Source organism: Mucilaginibacter sp. Mucisp73 (genome assembly GCF_059491465.1).
In genome coordinates this window covers 1,187,385-1,205,100 of the sequence record NZ_CP168507.1, presented here as the reverse complement: position 1 = coordinate 1,205,100, position 17,716 = coordinate 1,187,385, and the positions used below count along the sequence as shown (strand labels likewise).

General features: G+C 43.9%; 8 protein-coding genes. 5 read left to right on the top strand and 3 right to left on the bottom strand.

Annotated features, from left to right (window positions below; all coding sequences use genetic code 11):
* Nucleotides 1-74: 74 nt before the first annotated feature.
* The 3 genes from ACEN82_RS05290 to ACEN82_RS05280 form a co-directional block, all read right to left on the bottom strand.
* Entirely contained in the window at nucleotides 75-1,583 is a 1,509-nt protein-coding gene (locus ACEN82_RS05290) for a RagB/SusD family nutrient uptake outer membrane protein (protein ID WP_413323023.1), read from the bottom strand.
* A gap of 46 nt (nucleotides 1,584-1,629) precedes the next feature.
* Entirely contained in the window at nucleotides 1,630-4,704 is a 3,075-nt protein-coding gene (locus ACEN82_RS05285; RefSeq protein WP_354486411.1) for a SusC/RagA family TonB-linked outer membrane protein, read from the bottom strand.
* A gap of 205 nt (nucleotides 4,705-4,909) precedes the next feature.
* Entirely contained in the window at nucleotides 4,910-6,208 is a 1,299-nt protein-coding gene (locus ACEN82_RS05280) for a glucosidase family protein (RefSeq protein ID WP_413319750.1), read from the bottom strand.
* A gap of 312 nt (nucleotides 6,209-6,520) precedes the next feature.
* Here ACEN82_RS05280 and ACEN82_RS05275 point away from each other — a divergent pair, with 312 nt between their 5' ends.
* From ACEN82_RS05275 to ACEN82_RS05255, 5 genes are all read left to right on the top strand, one after another.
* A complete protein-coding gene (locus ACEN82_RS05275; RefSeq protein ID WP_090533162.1) occupies nucleotides 6,521-7,255 on the top strand; it encodes a GntR family transcriptional regulator in 735 nt (244 codons plus the stop codon).
* Between the two features lie 70 nt (nucleotides 7,256-7,325).
* Nucleotides 7,326-9,128 (top strand): class I mannose-6-phosphate isomerase, encoded by a 1,803-nt coding sequence (locus ACEN82_RS05270; protein ID WP_413319748.1) that lies wholly within the window; start codon nucleotides 7,326-7,328, stop codon nucleotides 9,126-9,128.
* A 52-nt stretch (nucleotides 9,129-9,180) separates the two neighbouring features.
* Nucleotides 9,181-12,063, top strand: a complete 2,883-nt coding sequence (locus tag ACEN82_RS05265; RefSeq protein WP_413319746.1) for a glycoside hydrolase family 38 N-terminal domain-containing protein — start codon at nucleotides 9,181-9,183, stop codon at nucleotides 12,061-12,063.
* A 7-nt stretch (nucleotides 12,064-12,070) separates the two neighbouring features.
* On the top strand, nucleotides 12,071-13,477 hold the full coding sequence (locus ACEN82_RS05260; protein WP_413319744.1) for a sugar porter family MFS transporter: 1,407 nt from the start codon (nucleotides 12,071-12,073) through the stop codon (nucleotides 13,475-13,477).
* A 1,088-nt stretch (nucleotides 13,478-14,565) separates the two neighbouring features.
* The gene (locus ACEN82_RS05255) at nucleotides 14,566-17,706 is read left to right on the top strand and encodes a SusC/RagA family TonB-linked outer membrane protein (RefSeq protein WP_413319742.1); all 3,141 of its coding nucleotides are present in this window, start codon (nucleotides 14,566-14,568) and stop codon (nucleotides 17,704-17,706) included.
* Nucleotides 17,707-17,716 lie beyond the last annotated feature (10 nt).

The window sequence follows — 17,716 nt, the reverse complement described above, 5'->3', positions numbered from 1 at the left end:
TCACAAACAGTAAAAGGCCGCTTGAGCGGCCTTTTACTGTTTGTGAGTTAAATAAATTTCAGATTACTTTCCCTTTAAAAACCCGGATTATTGGGTAACAACTTCGGATTGACATCCGTTTCCTGTTTAGGCAACGGGAACAGTAGTTGTTTATCGGTAAACGTGGCGCCAAATACAGTTTTATGACCTATAAAATTGTCCCAGTTACCGGTAACATCGTTATGAACTTTGCGGGTTCGGAGCATATCAAACCACATTTTATTTTCAAAGCACAGCTCAAAATACCGCTGTAACCACACCTCCTGCTCAAATGCAGATTGGGTTAATACCCCTATCGGGGCCAGCTTAGCCCTTGCACGGATATTATTAACCATCAAAATAGCCGTGGCATTTGGTGCGCCTTCAGCTTCGTTTGATGCTTCGGCGTACATCAACTCAACATCGGCCAAACGGTAAAGGGTGTAGTTAAGATCAGATTTTAACGTGGTATTAACTGCGGTAGAATCAAACCACTTGTAGATATAGGGGCTGCGGAAAGTAATTTTTTTGCCCGTTTTTGTATTAGTATAGCTTGAGTAAAAGAACTGCTTTTCTTGTACTCGTTTATCGCCGGCGGCAAATGATGCTAAAAACTGAGTTGTTGGATAAACCGAGCCATACTCATCTGAGTATTGCGAAACACCCGAAAAATTTGGAATAGTAAGCGGTGTAAGCGGATTTGACGATGGTACCGACGCCGCATATTGCACCTGGAATATAAATTCGCCTGTATTTTTATTTGCCGGTTTGATCATGTCGGTATATTCCGGGAATAGTGTATAACCACCATTTTGGATCACGTTAAGTGAGCGCTTGGCCGATTCGGCATAGAATGTTTTACCGCCGTTGATCGCAGCCCCTGCGTAGGTTAAATACACATCGGCCAGTAAGGCCTCAACAGCACCCATTGATACTTTGCCGGTGTTATCCTTCCATGGCAGCGTTGATTTTTCGGCAGCTAACAGATCGGGGATGATCACTTTATCATAGATATCTTTAGCCGCGGTGCGCGGGATATTCAGGTTGAGGTCTTTAGGTGTTTCGGTAACCATTGGCACCGCGCCGTACATCCGTACCAACTGAAAGTAATAAAGCGCCCGCAGGGTTTTTACTTCGGCAAGCATGTTATTTTTTACCTCATCGGTAAGGCCGGGGGCGGTGATAGCAGGTATTTTACCAATGGCCAGGTTACAGGCACCTATACCAAGGTACATTTGCTGCCACCAGGTATCAAAATAAAATGAGGTGGTGCTATAAGTTAGGTTCTGGTAATTTACGTATCCGGTTTGCCCAAGGTCGCTGCCCGATTTGCCGGTCATAAATTCCATCAAATTCCAGGTATTACCACCGTACGAGCCACTTTGGCCTGATAAAAAGCCCTGTAGGTTTTGGTAACCCGAATTGGCAAAAGCCCTGGCCACCTTAACACTCGATACATTCGACTCGGGCGTAAGGAAGCTGGTAGGCTCCTCCTTCAAAAACTTTTTGCAGGAGCATGCAAACAGCACCAGCCCTACAAGCAATATATTTTTTATGGTTTTCATTTTTATATAATTTAAATTAAACTATCAATCGATCCTCTACCCCTGTTTAAAAAGTTACCTGTAAACCAAGGTTCCATACACGGGGGCGAGGGTTTGAGAAGAAATCTAAATTCTGCGAGAACGAACCGTTCGACCCGTAGCTTGAATTGAAGGTATCCACCTCCGGGTCATAACCGGTATATTTGGTTATGATGAACGCGTTTTGAACACTTGCATAGATCCTGAAACGATTGGCATGAAGCTTTTTAAGCACCGGCTGTGGCAAGGTATAGCCCAACGTAAAGTTTTGCCCGCGAATAAACGAACCATCCTCAACCCACCAGGTATCGAAATGCGAATCCTGCGCAAATTTGTAATTACGCACCTGCGAAATATAGGTATTCTGATTATTAGGTGTCCAGGCGTTAAGCACGGTGGCCAAACTGTTTGAAAGGGTTTGCCTGTCTTCAACAGAGTGTTTGAAGTTGGCGGCAGTATTTACACCCTGAACAAAGCGGATATCGAACGAAAAATCGAAAGCTTTATATCTGAAGCTGCTGCTGAAAGTGCCCGTCCATTTAGGATAAGCGCGGCCGATGATACTATAATAATTACTGCCATCCGGATTGTAAATATATTTCCTGTCGCCGGGCTTTAAGCTGTGTTTAGCGGCCTCGGCTACATCCTCGGCCGAAGTGCTATAGGTACCAAGCCTTGTCATACCATAAAACGAACCGATAGGTTCGCCAACCCTGATCACAAAGTTTTGACCAAGGAAATTAGGGCCTGGGAAGATGTCCGCACCGTTATCATTTAGTTTTAAAACTTTGTTTTTATTGGTAGTGAATATAAAATTGGTACTCCATTCAAAATCGGGAGTTTTAACGTTTAGGGTGTTCAGACTAACCTCGACACCGGAGTTACGCACCGATCCTACGTTTTTATATACATTGGCATTGGTTTCACCGGCAGACCATGGTATAGGGGCCTGCAACAACAGATCTTTAGTTGTGCGGTTATAATAATCGAGGTTAAGGTTTACACGATCATGAAATAAACCTAACTCCAAACCGGCATCAAACTGAACAGAACGTTCCCACTTTAAGTTAGGGTTACCAATATAGCTTGGCAATAATGTTGACTGAGCAGCCCCACCCAAAACCGTGGTGCTCGGCTGGATCTGTGCCAGCGAGCGATAGTTACCTATCTCCTGGTTACCCGAAGTACCGTAACTGGCCCGCAATTTCATGTTGGTGATGGTATGGTTATCCTTCAGGAAATTCTCCTGCGATACACGCCAGGCGGCACCCACCGAAGGGAAGAATGCATACTTATTATTCACCCCAAACCGTGATGAGCCATCGTACCGGCCGGTTGCGGTAAACAGGTATTTTTCATCCAGATTGTAAGTTAAACGGGCGTAATATGAACTTAATGATGATTTTTCATCCTGCGTTTCATTGGCGCTCCTTACAGACCCTGCCTGCTCGTAGTGGTACTGAAAAATATCATCAATAAAATTCTGCGTTTCTGAGCGTACCCGGGCATACCCTTGTTGCTGGAACGAAATACCTAACAAAGCGGTAAAACGCTGCCTTTCGTTGATCTTTTTGTTCCAGGTAAGGTAGTTCTCTGTTTGCCAGTAATAATTATTATAAGCGTTTACGTTAGCTACACCTCCCTGATCCTGTGATAAGTGCGGCAGATCGCCTGCTGAGTAGAAGTTATTTTTTTGAGCGCTTAAGTTATAGCCGAAATCTGTTTTAAAATCCAGCTCTTTTGTAATGTGGAACAGCGAGTAGATGTTACCTAACATTTGCAGGTTATTGTTAAGCGTGTAACGCTCGTTGGCAACCTGCACCGGGTTTGGCGCGCCCTCAAGACCGGCAATGTCATAATTACCTGCCCATGTGCCATCAGGATATTTAACAGGCACTATTGGCACCTCTTCTGATACGTCCCTTGGCACGTTCAGGCCACCGTTGCCATCGGTAACTAAACGTTGCCTGCTGCTGATGAGGTTGATGCTGCCGCCCACTTTCAACCAGCTTTTCAGGTCGTTATCCATTGTCATTTTGATGGTATATCTTTTAAAGGCCGATGTTGGCGCAAGACCATTCTGGTTAAAATAGCCAAGCGATAAACTGTAAAGCGATTTTTCGCTACCACCCTGAATATTTAACTGGTGACTTTGCGAAAACGCTGGTTTATAGGTTTCCTTTTCCCAATTGGTATCATAAATTGGGTTATCATTAGCGTCAAAAAGCTTAGGGAAATTAGCATGGTTTAATGCAACCGGCGGTGCCCATACGCCTCCGGCCGGGTCAAATTTTTGACCGTTTGCGAATGATTCATTGTAAACTTTAACAAACTCGGCCGAGTTTAAAGTGCGTAAATGGCGATACAATTCGCTTACGTTAAAGTTATCATCATAAGTAATAGTTGCAGCACCTGTACGGCCACGTTTGGTAGTGATCATAATTACACCATTAGCACCACGCGAACCGTAAATAGCCGTGGACGAAGCATCTTTTAACACCTCCGCAGAGGCTATATCCAGCGGGTTGATAGAGTTTGGATCAACTCCTACCACGCCATCCACCACATATAATGGATCGACATTGGAGTTGATGGATCCGATACCCCTAATTCTCACTTTAGCGCCCGCGCCGGGGGCCGTGCTGTTAACACTAACTTCCACACCGGCTATTTTGCCTTGCAGGGCCTGGGTTACGTTAGCCACGGGTTTATCATTTAACTGATCGCCTTTGATACCGGTAACAGCGCCGGTAAGGTCCGATTTTTTAACGGTTCCGTAGCCGATCACGACAACTTCGTTAAGGGCGCTGGACGTGCCAGCTAACTGCACGTTAACGACAGTTTTGCCAACGGTTGATATTTCCTGGCTGGCATAACCTGTATATGAAAATATCAATACAGGTTTGGCACTGGTTACCTGTATCGAGTAATTTCCGTTAAGATCCGTCTGAGTACCACCCTGGGTGCCCTTTATTTTGATACTTACACCAGGTAAAGCTGAATTATCCTTAGCATCGGTTACCTTGCCGCTGATCTTAACCTGCGCCATCGTATGCAGCGACAGCAAGGTGAGCAGAATTGAGTAGATAAGATTTTTCTTCATAACATTGTTTAGTAGGTTGTTTTTAAACTGGTAATTATAGGAACACTTCTCTGCGAAGCATTCATGGCGGTTTATAACCGCCGCAAGGCCGGAAGTTGCCCTTCAGAAAGGGCAAAGAAGTCCGGATTGCCTTTATGGCATCATTTTTTTTCATGAATTTGGATTATAGTTTACTTTAGTTTATGTCAGCTTATTGGCTGGCAGGCTAACGGTTTTTAGCGGCCCATTGCCTTAGTGCCGTAATGGCATCATATAAAACACCTGCCTCGCCCCTGAAATCGCCCGAACCTTTTGGTGCGCCGGATTGCACATCGTACCATTCAAAAAAGCCCTTGTTGGCAAGCATCCTGTCGAGCATCGGTGATAACTCAGCGTAAGCTTCCTGCGGGTGACCATAGATAATGAGCGGTGCTATCATTCGTCCGCCAAACCATGTCCAGTCACCGCCGTTTTGATAATTATAGGGCTTCATGTTTGAATACTGCTTTTCAGGATAAGGAGGGTACACTGTAATGCCGATAGTGGCATGCTTTTCTTTAGCCGCGGCTGCAAGCATTTGTTTGTTTATTTCCAAAACTTCGGCCGGAGTGTTAAACCCCGCTATGATAGCACATATGGATCCACCGGTGTATAAGATCTCTTTTTCATTAAAATCCGAAGAGAAAGGGCTGCCGTTAAGGTAGATATGCGGAATATATTTTTGATTGACAGCATCCCAAAGGTATTTACGAACATTGGCAGTGACCTTTGCGGCAATGGTTTTCCAATCAGTTTGGGCTTTATAGCCTCGAGGTGCCATCGCAAGGAAATCTTGAACTGCCTTCACAAACATGGCGTTATCATAAATATCCAAAGCCCATTTGGTTTTATCATTAATGGCCACGCCCCAGCCGTTTTCGGATTGCACATCGCCCCAATCAATAGTGGTGGCCCCGGTTATCAAACCATATTTTTCCGACCAGCGATCTTTATGCAGATAGGTCAGCGCCTCCTCCATTCGCTGCAAAATCGTTTTACCACCAATGCACTCGTTTAAAATAGATTGGTCTCCGGTAAAATCAATGTATTTTTTCACAGCCTGGATCAATGACGATTCCTGGTCGGTCTCTACCGTGTTTTTATGCGCTGCCCAACCCGGTAATAAGGATGAGTAGCGATATTTATAACCTACACTGGCTTTAGCACTGTCAACTATACCATCCACAATATCCCCACCCTGGCCCTGGATGCGGAAAAACATCAATAGTTTGGTTTTTACTTCTTCTTTGGGATGTACTTTTAATGAGCCGTTGATGAAAGTGTTGAAGTCGCGGATCCACACCTCGCTGTAGGATGTACCTGCAGAAAAACCGGATAACAGTTTTAAAGCTTTCGCCTGGACTGTATCAAGCCGGATATCGGCAAGAATTTTCCCTGCCAAAGCTTTGTTGGAGGACTGTTGCGCTCCGGCAATGCAAAAAACAAAGCAAGACAATGCCGTAGAAATGAGTAAACGTTTTTTCATGCAGGTAAATATGTAATTAGGTTACTGCCTTACCAGATAGAAATGGAGACAGATTGTTATAGTATGTACAAACATAGTATCATAATATTATATTCCAAAGTTTTTCCAAAGTTTTTTTATTAACTATGATAAAAAATGAACAGAGGTCAGAAAATTACCTTAGTAAAGGAAGCTCTACTGAACCCCAAAACCGTATTATAAAAAATTCAACCTTTTTCTGCTCCGTAGATGTTCCTCCTCCAAAAGCGATACCGCTACATGCCGGCCCCTGCCGTTTTCCTGATAAATTATTACCTTGCCACTTAATTCATTATGAAAATTTCCATCGATCATAAAAGCGCAATACCCTTACATATCCAGGCAGAGAACCTGCTAAGAGAGCTCATCCGCGAGCCTGAATATCAGGCCGGTAAATTATTGCCTAACGAGGTTGATCTTGCTAAAAAGTTAGCTATATCGCGCACCACTTTACGCCAGGCTATTAACAAACTGGTTTACGAAGAACTGCTGGTGAGAAAAAAACGGCTCGGAACCAAAGTGGCGCATACAAAAATGAGCTCCAAATCAATGAATTGGTTGAGCTTTACACAGGAGATGGAAGCCCGCAGCATCCCTATAAAAAATTACGAGCTTCATATTAGCTGGGTCTTTCCGGAAGATCATATAGCCAATTTTTTCGATATCAAAACAGATAAGAAAATTTTGAAAATGGAAAGGTTAAGGGGAAACGCCGAAGAGGCTTTTGTATATTTTATTTCGTATTTTCATCCAAGGATCGGGCTTACAGGCGAAGAAGATTTCAAGAAACCACTTTACGAAATGCTTGAGAGTGAGCATTCTGTAGTTGCAGACCTGTCAAAAGAAGAAATAAGCGCCAAGGCAGCCGATAAATTCATAGCAGGTAAACTGGAGATAGACCCGGGCAGTCCTGTTTTGATCAGGAAACGGTTTGTTTACGATCAGGGTGAACGGCCGATGGAGTATAACCTGGGCTATTATAAAGCCGAAAGCTTTGTTTATACGGTAGAAAGCAGGCGCAGTTCCTAAATTTATTTTTTTGACTTATTTGAAATATAAACGAAATAAAATATGTTTGCACATTACAACATATAAGTGCATGAATAAATCTATTTTATTGAACTCGGTTAATATCGAAACAATGAGGAACACCAAACAGTTTCTGCTTCCGGACTTGAAGAAAGCTGCGAAAAGGCAGGAGTATGACATTTACCCCACTTTCGACATTGCCGGGCCAATATATACCGGTTATAAAACTTTAGCCAATTGGATCATTGCATGCAACCATGATATCGTTATAGATGGTTATTCGGGCGTATATTGGGATGTACTTATCTCCTGTCTGAACGATGAATTTGCCGCTTTAGGCATCCAGGCCAATTGGATTAATGTAAATAAAGCATTAAAACCGGAAAGCATTATTCATGAAATAACCGCTAATTACGATGGTGGCGATGACCCGTTATTTGGTAAGCTATACGATGGAGAGCTGAGCGATTTTTTTAATGTCGAGAAGCTCAAAAGTCTTAAACCCGAACCAAACAAATTAAACATATTGTATGGTGCGGGTGCCGCTCTTGCCGGATGGAAATGTACATTGCTATATATCGATGTTCCTAAAAATGAGATCCAGTTCCGGTCAAGGGCCAACACAATCTGCAACCTTGGCGAAAAGCTGCCTTCCGATCCCAAAAATCAATACAAACGTTTTTATTTTATAGATTGGCCGGTACTCAATAGACATAAAAAACAGCTTTTGTCTGCCATAGAGGTAATCATCGATGAGCAAAGGATCAATGAAATATCGTGGGCAACTGGCGATACATTAAGAAACGGACTTAAAACCATGTCCGGCCACATGTTTAGGGCCAGGCCATGGTTTGAGCCCGGGGTTTGGGGAGGCCAATGGATTAAAAACAACATCAATGGGCTGAACAAAGATGTTGTAAACTATGCCTGGTCATTTGAACTTATCGCCCCAGAGAACGGCATCCTGCTGCAAAGTGGCAACAATATGTTAGAGGTATCGTTGGATACCTTGCTGTTACTGGATAACGAAGCCATTTTAGGCAAAGCGGCAGCCAGGTTTGGCGATGCCTTTCCTATCCGGTTTGATTTTTTGGATACTTTTGACGGCGGCAACCTTTCATTGCAATGCCACCCTTCTGTTGAATATATTAAAAATAACTTCGGCGAAGATTTTACGCAGGATGAAACTTATTATATCCTCGATGCAGAACCAGGCGCCGAAGTTTACCTTGGTTTCCAGGAAAATATCAATAAACAACAATTCAGGAGCGTTTTAGAGAACAGCTTTGAGCAAAACGAACCGGTAGAGATCAAAGACTACGTACAAACCTTCCCGGCAACCAGGCACGACTTGTTCCTAATCCCGAATGGTACGGTACATTGCTCGGGCAAAAATAATATGGTACTGGAGATCAGCGCCACGCCGTACATCTTTACCTTTAAAATGTACGACTGGCTCCGTCCCGATTTAAGCGGAAATCCACGAACGCTGAATATCGACCGGGCCTTTGAAAACCTCAATTTCGAAAGGAAAGGTGATGTAGTGACGGAAACCCTCATCTCCAAACAAACCACCTTAAAAAAAGGCCATGACTGGGAGATCATTAACCTATCAACTCATCCTGAACACTTTTACGCCGTTGAGCGCTTTGAGTTTGATACCGAGATAACTGAAGATACCAATAACCAATGCCATGTATTGAGCCTGGTTGAGGGCGAAAGTATTGCAGTGATCACTAACGATCGTGAACAGGTGATTCATTATGCCGAAACCTTTATTATTCCGGCCGCGGCTAAAAGCTATACACTTAAAAATACGGGCAAAACAAGGGCTAAGGTTATCAAAGCTTTTGTTAAAGACGAATGTTGTTAATATTTCTGCTTAAATCAAACTCAAAACGCATCCTCTTAAAACCTTCTAAGTTATGAATAAGATTTTTTCCATCCTGTCGGCATTCATTTTCATATGCACATCAGCAATGGCGCAAACAGGTGGTAAGCATTTTAATGGAATCACCCTGCAACCAACAATTGCCTATATCAATTACCAGAGCAAGCCCCGCAGAATGGCCCGGCTGCTATTTCATGAGGGTAAAAATTTCGCAGCCACAGAGGCCACCGTTTCCTTTAATGGCATAACCGATCATGTTATAATACCGGCCAGTAAAGAGGGCACTGATGTATTTGAGCTTCCGCTTCCCGGCTCGCCAATAACTTCGGCAGCGCAGGTTACTGTTACCTTAAATTCCGGCGGGCAAACCTATATGGCCCGCTGCATTGTTGAACCGGCCCGTAACAACTGGACCATGTATATCCTCCCTCACTCGCATGTAGACATTGGTTATACTAACACACAGGCAAAGGTTTTGAAGCTGCACATGGATAATATTGATGAAGCTATTGATCTGGCGAAAAAAACGGCCAATTACCCAGTGGAAGCCCGCTATAAATGGACAACAGAAGCCATTTGGGTAGTTGATAATTACCTAAAAGCGGCAGATGAAGCTAAAAAAGAACGCTTTTGGGACGCGGTAAAAAAAGGATGGATCAATTTGGATGGCGCTTACGGTAATATCAATACCAGTATGACAGACTCCTACCAGTTGATGCAAATGTTTGCCAAATCGCAAAAACTGGCTAAGACTCATGGGGTTGAGATCCATACCATGTTCCAGGGCGATGTGCCGGGCGCCAGTTGGGGCCTTGCTGCACAAAGCGAGCAAACCGGGATCAAATACTTTTTATCAGGCCCAAACGCATCCGACAGGATAGGCAACCTGGCCAAATGGCAGGATAAACCATTTTATTGGGTTTCGCCATCGGGTAAACAAAAACTACTGTTCTGGCAATGCCAGCCTTACTCGATAGGCTATGCGTTAAAAGGAATCAGGATCCCTAATTTTTTTACTATAGACGATCCTAAACCTTTTTATACTGGTCACCCATCGGATAATTTTCTAAACCCGCACCTTTTTCAATATCTCGGCGGTCTGGAACAAAATAACTTCCCGTATAACATGTCGTTGTTAACCTGGGCTATGAGTGATAATGCTCCTATCGATCCTGAACTTCCCGATGCTGTTAAAAGCTGGAACGAGCATTTTGTCTCGCCAAAACTGGTGATCACCTCGGTAAAACAATTTTTCCAGGATTTTGAGAAACAATATCAAGACAAAATCCCGTCGTTCACCGGCGATTATACTGAGTACTGGACGGACGGCGTGTCGTCAGCCGCGAAAGAAACAGCCATCAGCCGCCAAACATCTGATAGGCTGAAACAGGCATCGGCCCTCTGGGCCATCCGTAATAAACCAGGCTACCCTGTTAATGATTTTGATGACACCTGGAAAAACCTGCTGCTTTACAATGAACATACCTGGGGCGCATATAACAGTGTTGACGACCCCGAAGATGCAAAAGTTAAAAGCGAGTGGACTATTAAAAAAGGCTATGCACTAAGCGCCCAAAAACAAACCGATTCGCTCAGCAATTTGATATTGGCTGTAAAAACTGCAGCAGCAAATAAGGTAGACGTTTACAACACCCTGTCGTGGCTGCGTACCGATGTTGTTTATGTACCGGCCGGTTTAAGCAAAGCAGGCGACCTGGTTAAAGATGCAACAGGCTATGCCATCCCATCGCAACGCTTAAGCTCGGGCGAGCTGGCTTTTGTCGCCACCGGGGTACCGGCGTTTGGTAAAAAAACTTACACCATTAACCGTGGTAAAGCTTTTGCAAAGGGCAAAGCTGTCATTTCGTTAAACGGATTGGCTAACGGCATCTACACTGTCACAATTGACAGTAAAACCGGCGATATAAGCAAACTTGTAAAGATCGAGGGTGGCAAAAAACAGGTATTGGTGGATAGCACCGGTTTTAACAAATACATTTATATGCCCGGCGATTCGCTGCAGCGCCAGCAAACAAGTACCGACGCCATCATTAGCATTAAAGAAGATGGGCCATTGGTGGTGAGCCTTTTGGTTACCTCAAAAGCGCCCGGAGCCTATGGCTTAACCCGCGAAATCAAGCTGGTTAACGGGCTTGATAAAATTGAGCTGATCAATACCATTGATAAGGAAAGTATTCGCTCTAAAGAGAGCGTTCAGTTCGCGTTTCCGTTTAGTGTTCCAGGCGCGCAGGTACGTTATAGTATTCCATGGGGAAGTGCTGCTGCCGAAGCCGACCAACTCCCTAACGCCAATAAAAATTGGTTTACCATGCAACGCTGGGTTGATGTTTCAAACGCGGCGTTCGGTATTACCTGGTCAAGTCCGGATGCGCCTTTGTTTGAGATAGGCAAGATCACAACTGCCGATTTGCTTGGTGGTTTGCATCACACGCCGCAGTGGCTAACATTCACGGCGCAGTCGCCAAAGATTTATTCGTGGGTAATGAACAACTTATGGCATACCAATTTCCGCGCCGAACAGGAAAAAGGGCCGGCCACCTTCCGTTATATCTTCCGTTCACACGCCTTAGGATACGATAGTTTTGATGCCAACCGGTTTGGCCTTAATAATCATCAGCCTTTAGTAGTTTCCGCTTCGGATAATCGGGATGACGAACTGTTTTTTAATATCGGAGGTAAGCAGATCTATGTAGAATCCTTAAAACCTGCCGATGATGGCAATGGCGTTATTGCGCAGATAGTGAGCACCGGCGATAGTGAAGTGAACATCACTCCGAAAGCAAAAGCGACGATAAAGATCTGGAAAAGCAATCTGGCCGAAGAAAAGGTGGCCGCACTTGATAACAATTTTAAGATTCCGGCAAAAGGAATAATCACTGTACGCATCGAAAAATAAAATCGCCATGAAACAAAAACTATCGCCGGAAACCAAAACCTCCGCCCTGTTTTTAACCACTGTAACCCTTATAGCCACATTAGGAGGCCTGCTTTTTGGTTTTGATATGGCCGTTATTTCGGGTGTGCTCCCGTTTGTGAAAAGCCAGTTCGCGCTATCGGCCGCTACCGAAGGCTGGTTCGTATCATCTGCACTCATCGGGTGTATTATCGGTGTAGCTTTTTCGGGGGACTTAAGCGACCGGGTAGGCCGTAAAAAAATGCTGATGTTATCGGCGGTGCTTTTCTTGCTTTCTGCCCTGGGTTCGGCCTTGTCATCGGGCTTTACCTTGCTTATCTTAGCCCGAATGCTGGGCGGTATGGGTGTTGGCGTGGCATCAATTGTGGCACCGCTATACATATCAGAAATTGCCCCGGCACGGATGCGCGGCCGCCTGGTAACTTTTTATCAATTGGCTATCACCGCGGGCATTCTTGTAGCTTACCTTACCAATGCCGGTTTACTTAATTTTTCATTACACCATAAGGGCAATAACTTAGGTACAATTATCGATCTGGTGATGGTTAAAGAAGTTTGGCGCAGCATGCTTGGCCTGGGCGCCATCCCTGCCCTGCTGTTTTTTGTTGGTCTGTGCTTTGTACCCGAAAGCCCACGCTGGCTTATTCAAAACGGAAAAACCGACGATGGCATTGCCGTCCTCTCAAAAGTAACCGACTATGCAACGGCTCTAAAAGACGTAACACTGATAAAGAACACCCAAAGCCGTGACATAGGCACCTACCGCGAGATATTTGCACCAGCTATGCGTAAACCATTGCTAATTGGCTTGCTACTGCCGCTGTTCTCTCAGTTTAGTGGTATTAACGCCGTTATTTATTATGGCCCCAGAATATTGAGCGATGCAGGCATCAATATCAGCAACGCCCTACTTAGCCAAATCATATTTGGCATTGCTAACTTTGCTTTTACGCTAATAGCTATTTGGAAAGTTGATAAGATGGGGCGCAGGCCCTTATATATAGCCGGTGCTTTAGGTGCCACGGTTTGCCTTGTTTTTACCGGCGTTTGCTTTTATACAGGTGCTACAACCGGCATTGTATTAGTTGTTAGCATCATCCTATTTTTAGCTTGTTTCGCGTTCTCGATAGGCCCGTTGAAATTCGTTATCGCATCCGAAATTTATCCAACAAGGATCCGAGGTCGGGCTTTAGGCTTAAGCATCATGATCATGTGGGTGGCAGATACAATCGTAGGGCAGCTAACGCCTATGTTTTTAAATTCAATCGGGCCGGCGGTCACCTTCTGGTTCTTTGCGGCGTGTTGCTTTTTTTCTTTACTGATTGTGTATAAAATGGTTCCCGAAACGAAAGGAAAATCGTTGGAGGAGGTTCAGGAAATCTGGGCTGGGCACTAATCTGGATTTGCATTCAGAAAAGTCACTTCAGAGTGCTGCTTAACCTTCCGCCTAAGGTTCACTCCCAGCAACAGGTTGGCAATTTTATGAGTATCGCGGGCCGCCCCCAATGGTATTATTTAGGGCATTAACATTCTTTATATCGTAAAAGGTATATTTTTAATCACTTCGTTTTTAGCTGAAGCAAATGCACCGCCTGTATGCCCACCGCAGGACTTCCGGTCGGATAAATCGAGCTTTGTGAGGCCCCGGTAATAGCAGTAGTTATCACCCAAAGCCTAATGGCGTTAGCAGCGGTATTTACCGAATAACTTTGTGTAATAGTATGTCCTCCACCGATCTTCCAAGACGGGATACGATGCCTTTTCCGCTGGCAACGCTTTCCATTGTACCCTTTGGAGTGATCTTCCGCCCGTCCACATAGTTGATGCTGACCTGGCTTTAGCTTTATCTGTACTGGCTATTTTCAGTTTGGCACCACCAATCAAAGCCTTTAATCCCTGGTACAGTGTAACTCAACGCGATCATTACTACAGGAAGTGCAGTTCATTTAACCGCTGGCCTTACATTGCCCAGTTGCCAGGTATGCGAATTGAATGGCGAAACCGGTGGCAATTGAAGACTATAAGTGCTACAAAACGCTTTCTCATTAGATGATTGCCTCCCTGGAGCAATATGCTGTGATTTATCCGCTAAGTGCTTTTTTCAACTAAAAATTTCCCTTTTGTCCCCTCTTTTTTGCTGGTTAGCCCCTTTTGTTTTCTGTGTTTTTCAAAGACTTTGCATCTCTCGAATGGTCATTAAGAGATGACTATTCGTGCAACCAATTATACTGTTAATTAAACCCATGATGAAAAAAAACCGAACGCAGCGCATGCTCCCAGGAAAAGGAAGCCGCATGCATCTTAATTGAAAACGATCTCGAGAAATGTCGGGATAAATACTGCCCGGGCAATTGTCCTTTATTGTTAACCCTGAAAGCTTCATTTAAATTATGCCTTTCGGTTGTTGGTGTCTTACATACCAACAGCGTTTACATAACTGTCTTTTGCCAATACCCAAAAATCTAAATTATTAATAACCCAATTATGAAACGAAAATTACTTATTTCAAATTATTTGTATTCCAGGGGTTTTCGCACCACACTTAAAACTTTGGCATTATTTATATTGCCAATCGGTGCTAACGCGTCAATTCCAAATTTAATTGACAAAAGCGGCCCTATAATCGCTCAAATAGCTCCTGATAAAGCTGTGATTACGGTAAAAGGATCTATCATAGACGCCTCCAATGGCCAGCCCCTGGCGGGTGTTTCTATCAGTGTCAAGGGAACTAATAAAGGTACGCTAAGTGATATAAAGGGAAACTTTCAACTTAACAATGTGCCGGAAAATGCCGTGCTCGTTGTAACCTACATCTCTTACGAGAAAGTTGAAATAGCCGTAGGCGGAAAGACTGATATCGCCATAAAGCTTCAGCCATCGATGAAAACGCTCAATGATGTTGTAGTAGTAGGTTACGGAACGCAGAAGAAAGAAAACCTTACTGGCTCTGTAGGTATTGTAAATACGCAGGATCTGGAAAGCAGGCCTTTGACAAATACAGGCCAGGCACTACAAGGTACAGTTTCAGGTGTTTATGCGCTGCAAAGTTCAGGTAAACCCGGAGATGACAATACTGTCATCGACATCCGCGGCGTCGGAACTTTTGGAGATAATTCTCCTTTAGTGTTAGTTGACGGCTTTCCCGGGGCTATAGGCGACGTGAACCCTAATGATGTTCAATCAATTTCGGTGCTTAAAGACGCGGCATCATCGGCTATTTACGGTAACCGGGCTGCAAACGGCGTTATTTTAATTACTACTAAACGAGGATCTGCAGGCAAAGTCCGTGTTAATTACAGCGGATATGCAGGTATTCAGAGCCCGACAAGGCTACCTAAAGTACTAAACTCGGTTCAATATACTACACTGCATAATGAGGCGGATATAAATAGTGGAGCGCCTCCTACATATCCTGACTCGATAATCCAAAAGTATGCGGCTCACAATAACCCCATGTACCCGGATATCAATTATTTTGATGTATACTATGGTAATGCTTACATGCAAAATCACCGGGTAAGCGCAACAGGCGGAAGTGATAATGTTAATTATTCTTTTATGCTTGGCCATTTGGATCAGGATGGGATTCTGGTTGCTACCGATTACAAGAAAACGGACTTCCGTCTTAATCTTGACAGCTATCATTTAAAAGATAAAAAGCTCCGTGTTTCGGGCAACATATCCGGCAACGTAGGGATAAAAAATGAACCAACCGATCTTTGGAATGCCGAATGGTATGCAACACTTGCTCCAATACATCCGCTTAAAGATGCCAACGGCAACTGGGTTTCTGTTAATGGCGAACGTAACTATTACGGTGAAATTAAAGAGGGCAGTACAAACCTTACAAAACGCTATAATTTTAGCGGCCAGGCCGAAGCGGAGTATAAAATTCTGCCCGGTTTAAGTGCGCAGCTTACCTACGGTTATAACGTTATCTCTACTAACGGCAATGCCTTTCATGCCAATGTAACCTTACAAAACCAAAACGGAACAGTTACGCAGTTACCTTCTGATTTGACTACATCAAGCGAGATTGATGGTCACTCCTTACTTACCGGTTTACTAAAATACAACAAGACCATTAACCGTCATTCATTCAATTTATTAGGTGGCTATAGCGAAGAGGAGTTTACTTACGATTGGCAAAGCGGCTATCGTGCACATTTTGTAAATAATTCTCAGCGGATATTGAATCTTGGCGATGCAGCTACGCAAACAAATAATGCCGGCAGCTATGCTCTTGGCCTTCGCTCATACTTTGGCCGTTTCAATTATGCTTTTGATGAAAAATATTTATTTGAAGCCAATATCAGGAGGGACGGCTCTTCCAGATTTGCACAAGGAAAACAGTGGGGTACATTTCCTTCATTCTCAGCTGGATGGGTGATATCTAAGGAAAGTTTTATGAAAAACCTGAGCTGGCTTGATTTTGCGAAAGTTCGTGCTTCCTGGGGCCGTTTAGGCAATCAAAATATCAGCAATTATTATAATGGCAGCGATATTCTGAATTCGGGCCAGAACTATTCGTTTGGCGGAACCCTTTACTCGGGTGTTGCCATTACCGCAATGACTAACAAAGATTTGACATGGGAAACAGCTCAGCAGCTTGATTTCGGCCTCGACATCTCTTTGCACAATAATATTGAAATTACAGCGGATTATTTTGACAAAAGGACTAAAAACCTGCTGTTGATCCAACCGATTCCACTAACAATTGCTCAATCGGCTCCAACGGCCAATGCAGGTGAAGTGCAAAACAAGGGCTTCGAACTCGGGATTTCGTATAAAAAGGCATTTGATAATGGTATTAAATTAAGGACTTCTTTAAATGTATCGCACATTGTCAACAAGATCCTCGCTATGAATGTACCTCAGCAGTTTACATCACCAAAAGCTATTGTTGTTGGCTCTGCTATCAATTCATTCTACGGCTATCAGATGACGGGTATTTACCAGATCGCCGACTTTACATGGCAAAACAATAGTGATGCGTCTATACCTTATGCAAGCCGTACTTATACGCTTAAGCCAGGTGTTGTTAAAGTAAGTGATTATAACGCACAACCTGGCGATATTAAATATGCCGATCTTAATGGAGATGGTATAGTTGACCAAAATCATGACCGTAAAGTTATCGGGAAGCAGTTTCCAGGTGTAACGTATGCATTCAATTTCAATGTGGCCTGGAAAGGCTTTGACCTTGGCGCGTTTTTACAAGGCGTACAAGGTATGCAAGGTTATACCTACTATGAAATTGCTTCGCCTTTCAGCGGCTTTGCAAACCTTGGCACCTGGTGGTTAAACAGGTGGACACCGCAAAATCCTTCTAATACTTATCCGCGCATCACGTTAGATGGCGTAAAAAATAATATCCACTCTTCTTTTTATGTTGAGAATGCATCTTATCTGAGGATCAAAAATATTGAATTAGGGTACACCTTAAGTCCGGCTGCCATTAAGAAGATCGGTTTAAGCTCATTGAGGATCTATGCGAACGTGCAAAACGCCTTCACATTCACCAAATTCAAAGGCTTTGATCCCGAACAAACTACAGATCAAACAAGGGCCGAAGCGTATCCGCAGGTCCGTGTGATGACCGCGGGTGTAAATGTTAATTTCTAAATGATAAAAT

Bases quoted from the DNA above. Each gene is read 5' to 3' on its own strand.
- ACEN82_RS05270 (WP_413319748.1), top strand. From the start codon at position 7,326: ATGAATAAATCTATTTTATTGAACTCGGTTAATATCGAAACAATGAGG.
- ACEN82_RS05255 (WP_413319742.1), top strand. From the start codon at position 14,566: ATGAAACGAAAATTACTTATTTCAAATTATTTGTATTCCAGGGGTTTT.
- ACEN82_RS05290 (WP_413323023.1), bottom strand. From the start codon at position 1,583: ATGAAAACCATAAAAAATATATTGCTTGTAGGGCTGGTGCTGTTTGCA.
- ACEN82_RS05260 (WP_413319744.1), top strand. From the start codon at position 12,071: ATGAAACAAAAACTATCGCCGGAAACCAAAACCTCCGCCCTGTTTTTA.
- ACEN82_RS05280 (WP_413319750.1), bottom strand. From the start codon at position 6,208: ATGAAAAAACGTTTACTCATTTCTACGGCATTGTCTTGCTTTGTTTTT.
- ACEN82_RS05285 (WP_354486411.1), bottom strand. From the start codon at position 4,704: ATGAAGAAAAATCTTATCTACTCAATTCTGCTCACCTTGCTGTCGCTG.
- ACEN82_RS05265 (WP_413319746.1), top strand. From the start codon at position 9,181: ATGAATAAGATTTTTTCCATCCTGTCGGCATTCATTTTCATATGCACA.
- ACEN82_RS05275 (WP_090533162.1), top strand. From the start codon at position 6,521: ATGAAAATTTCCATCGATCATAAAAGCGCAATACCCTTACATATCCAG.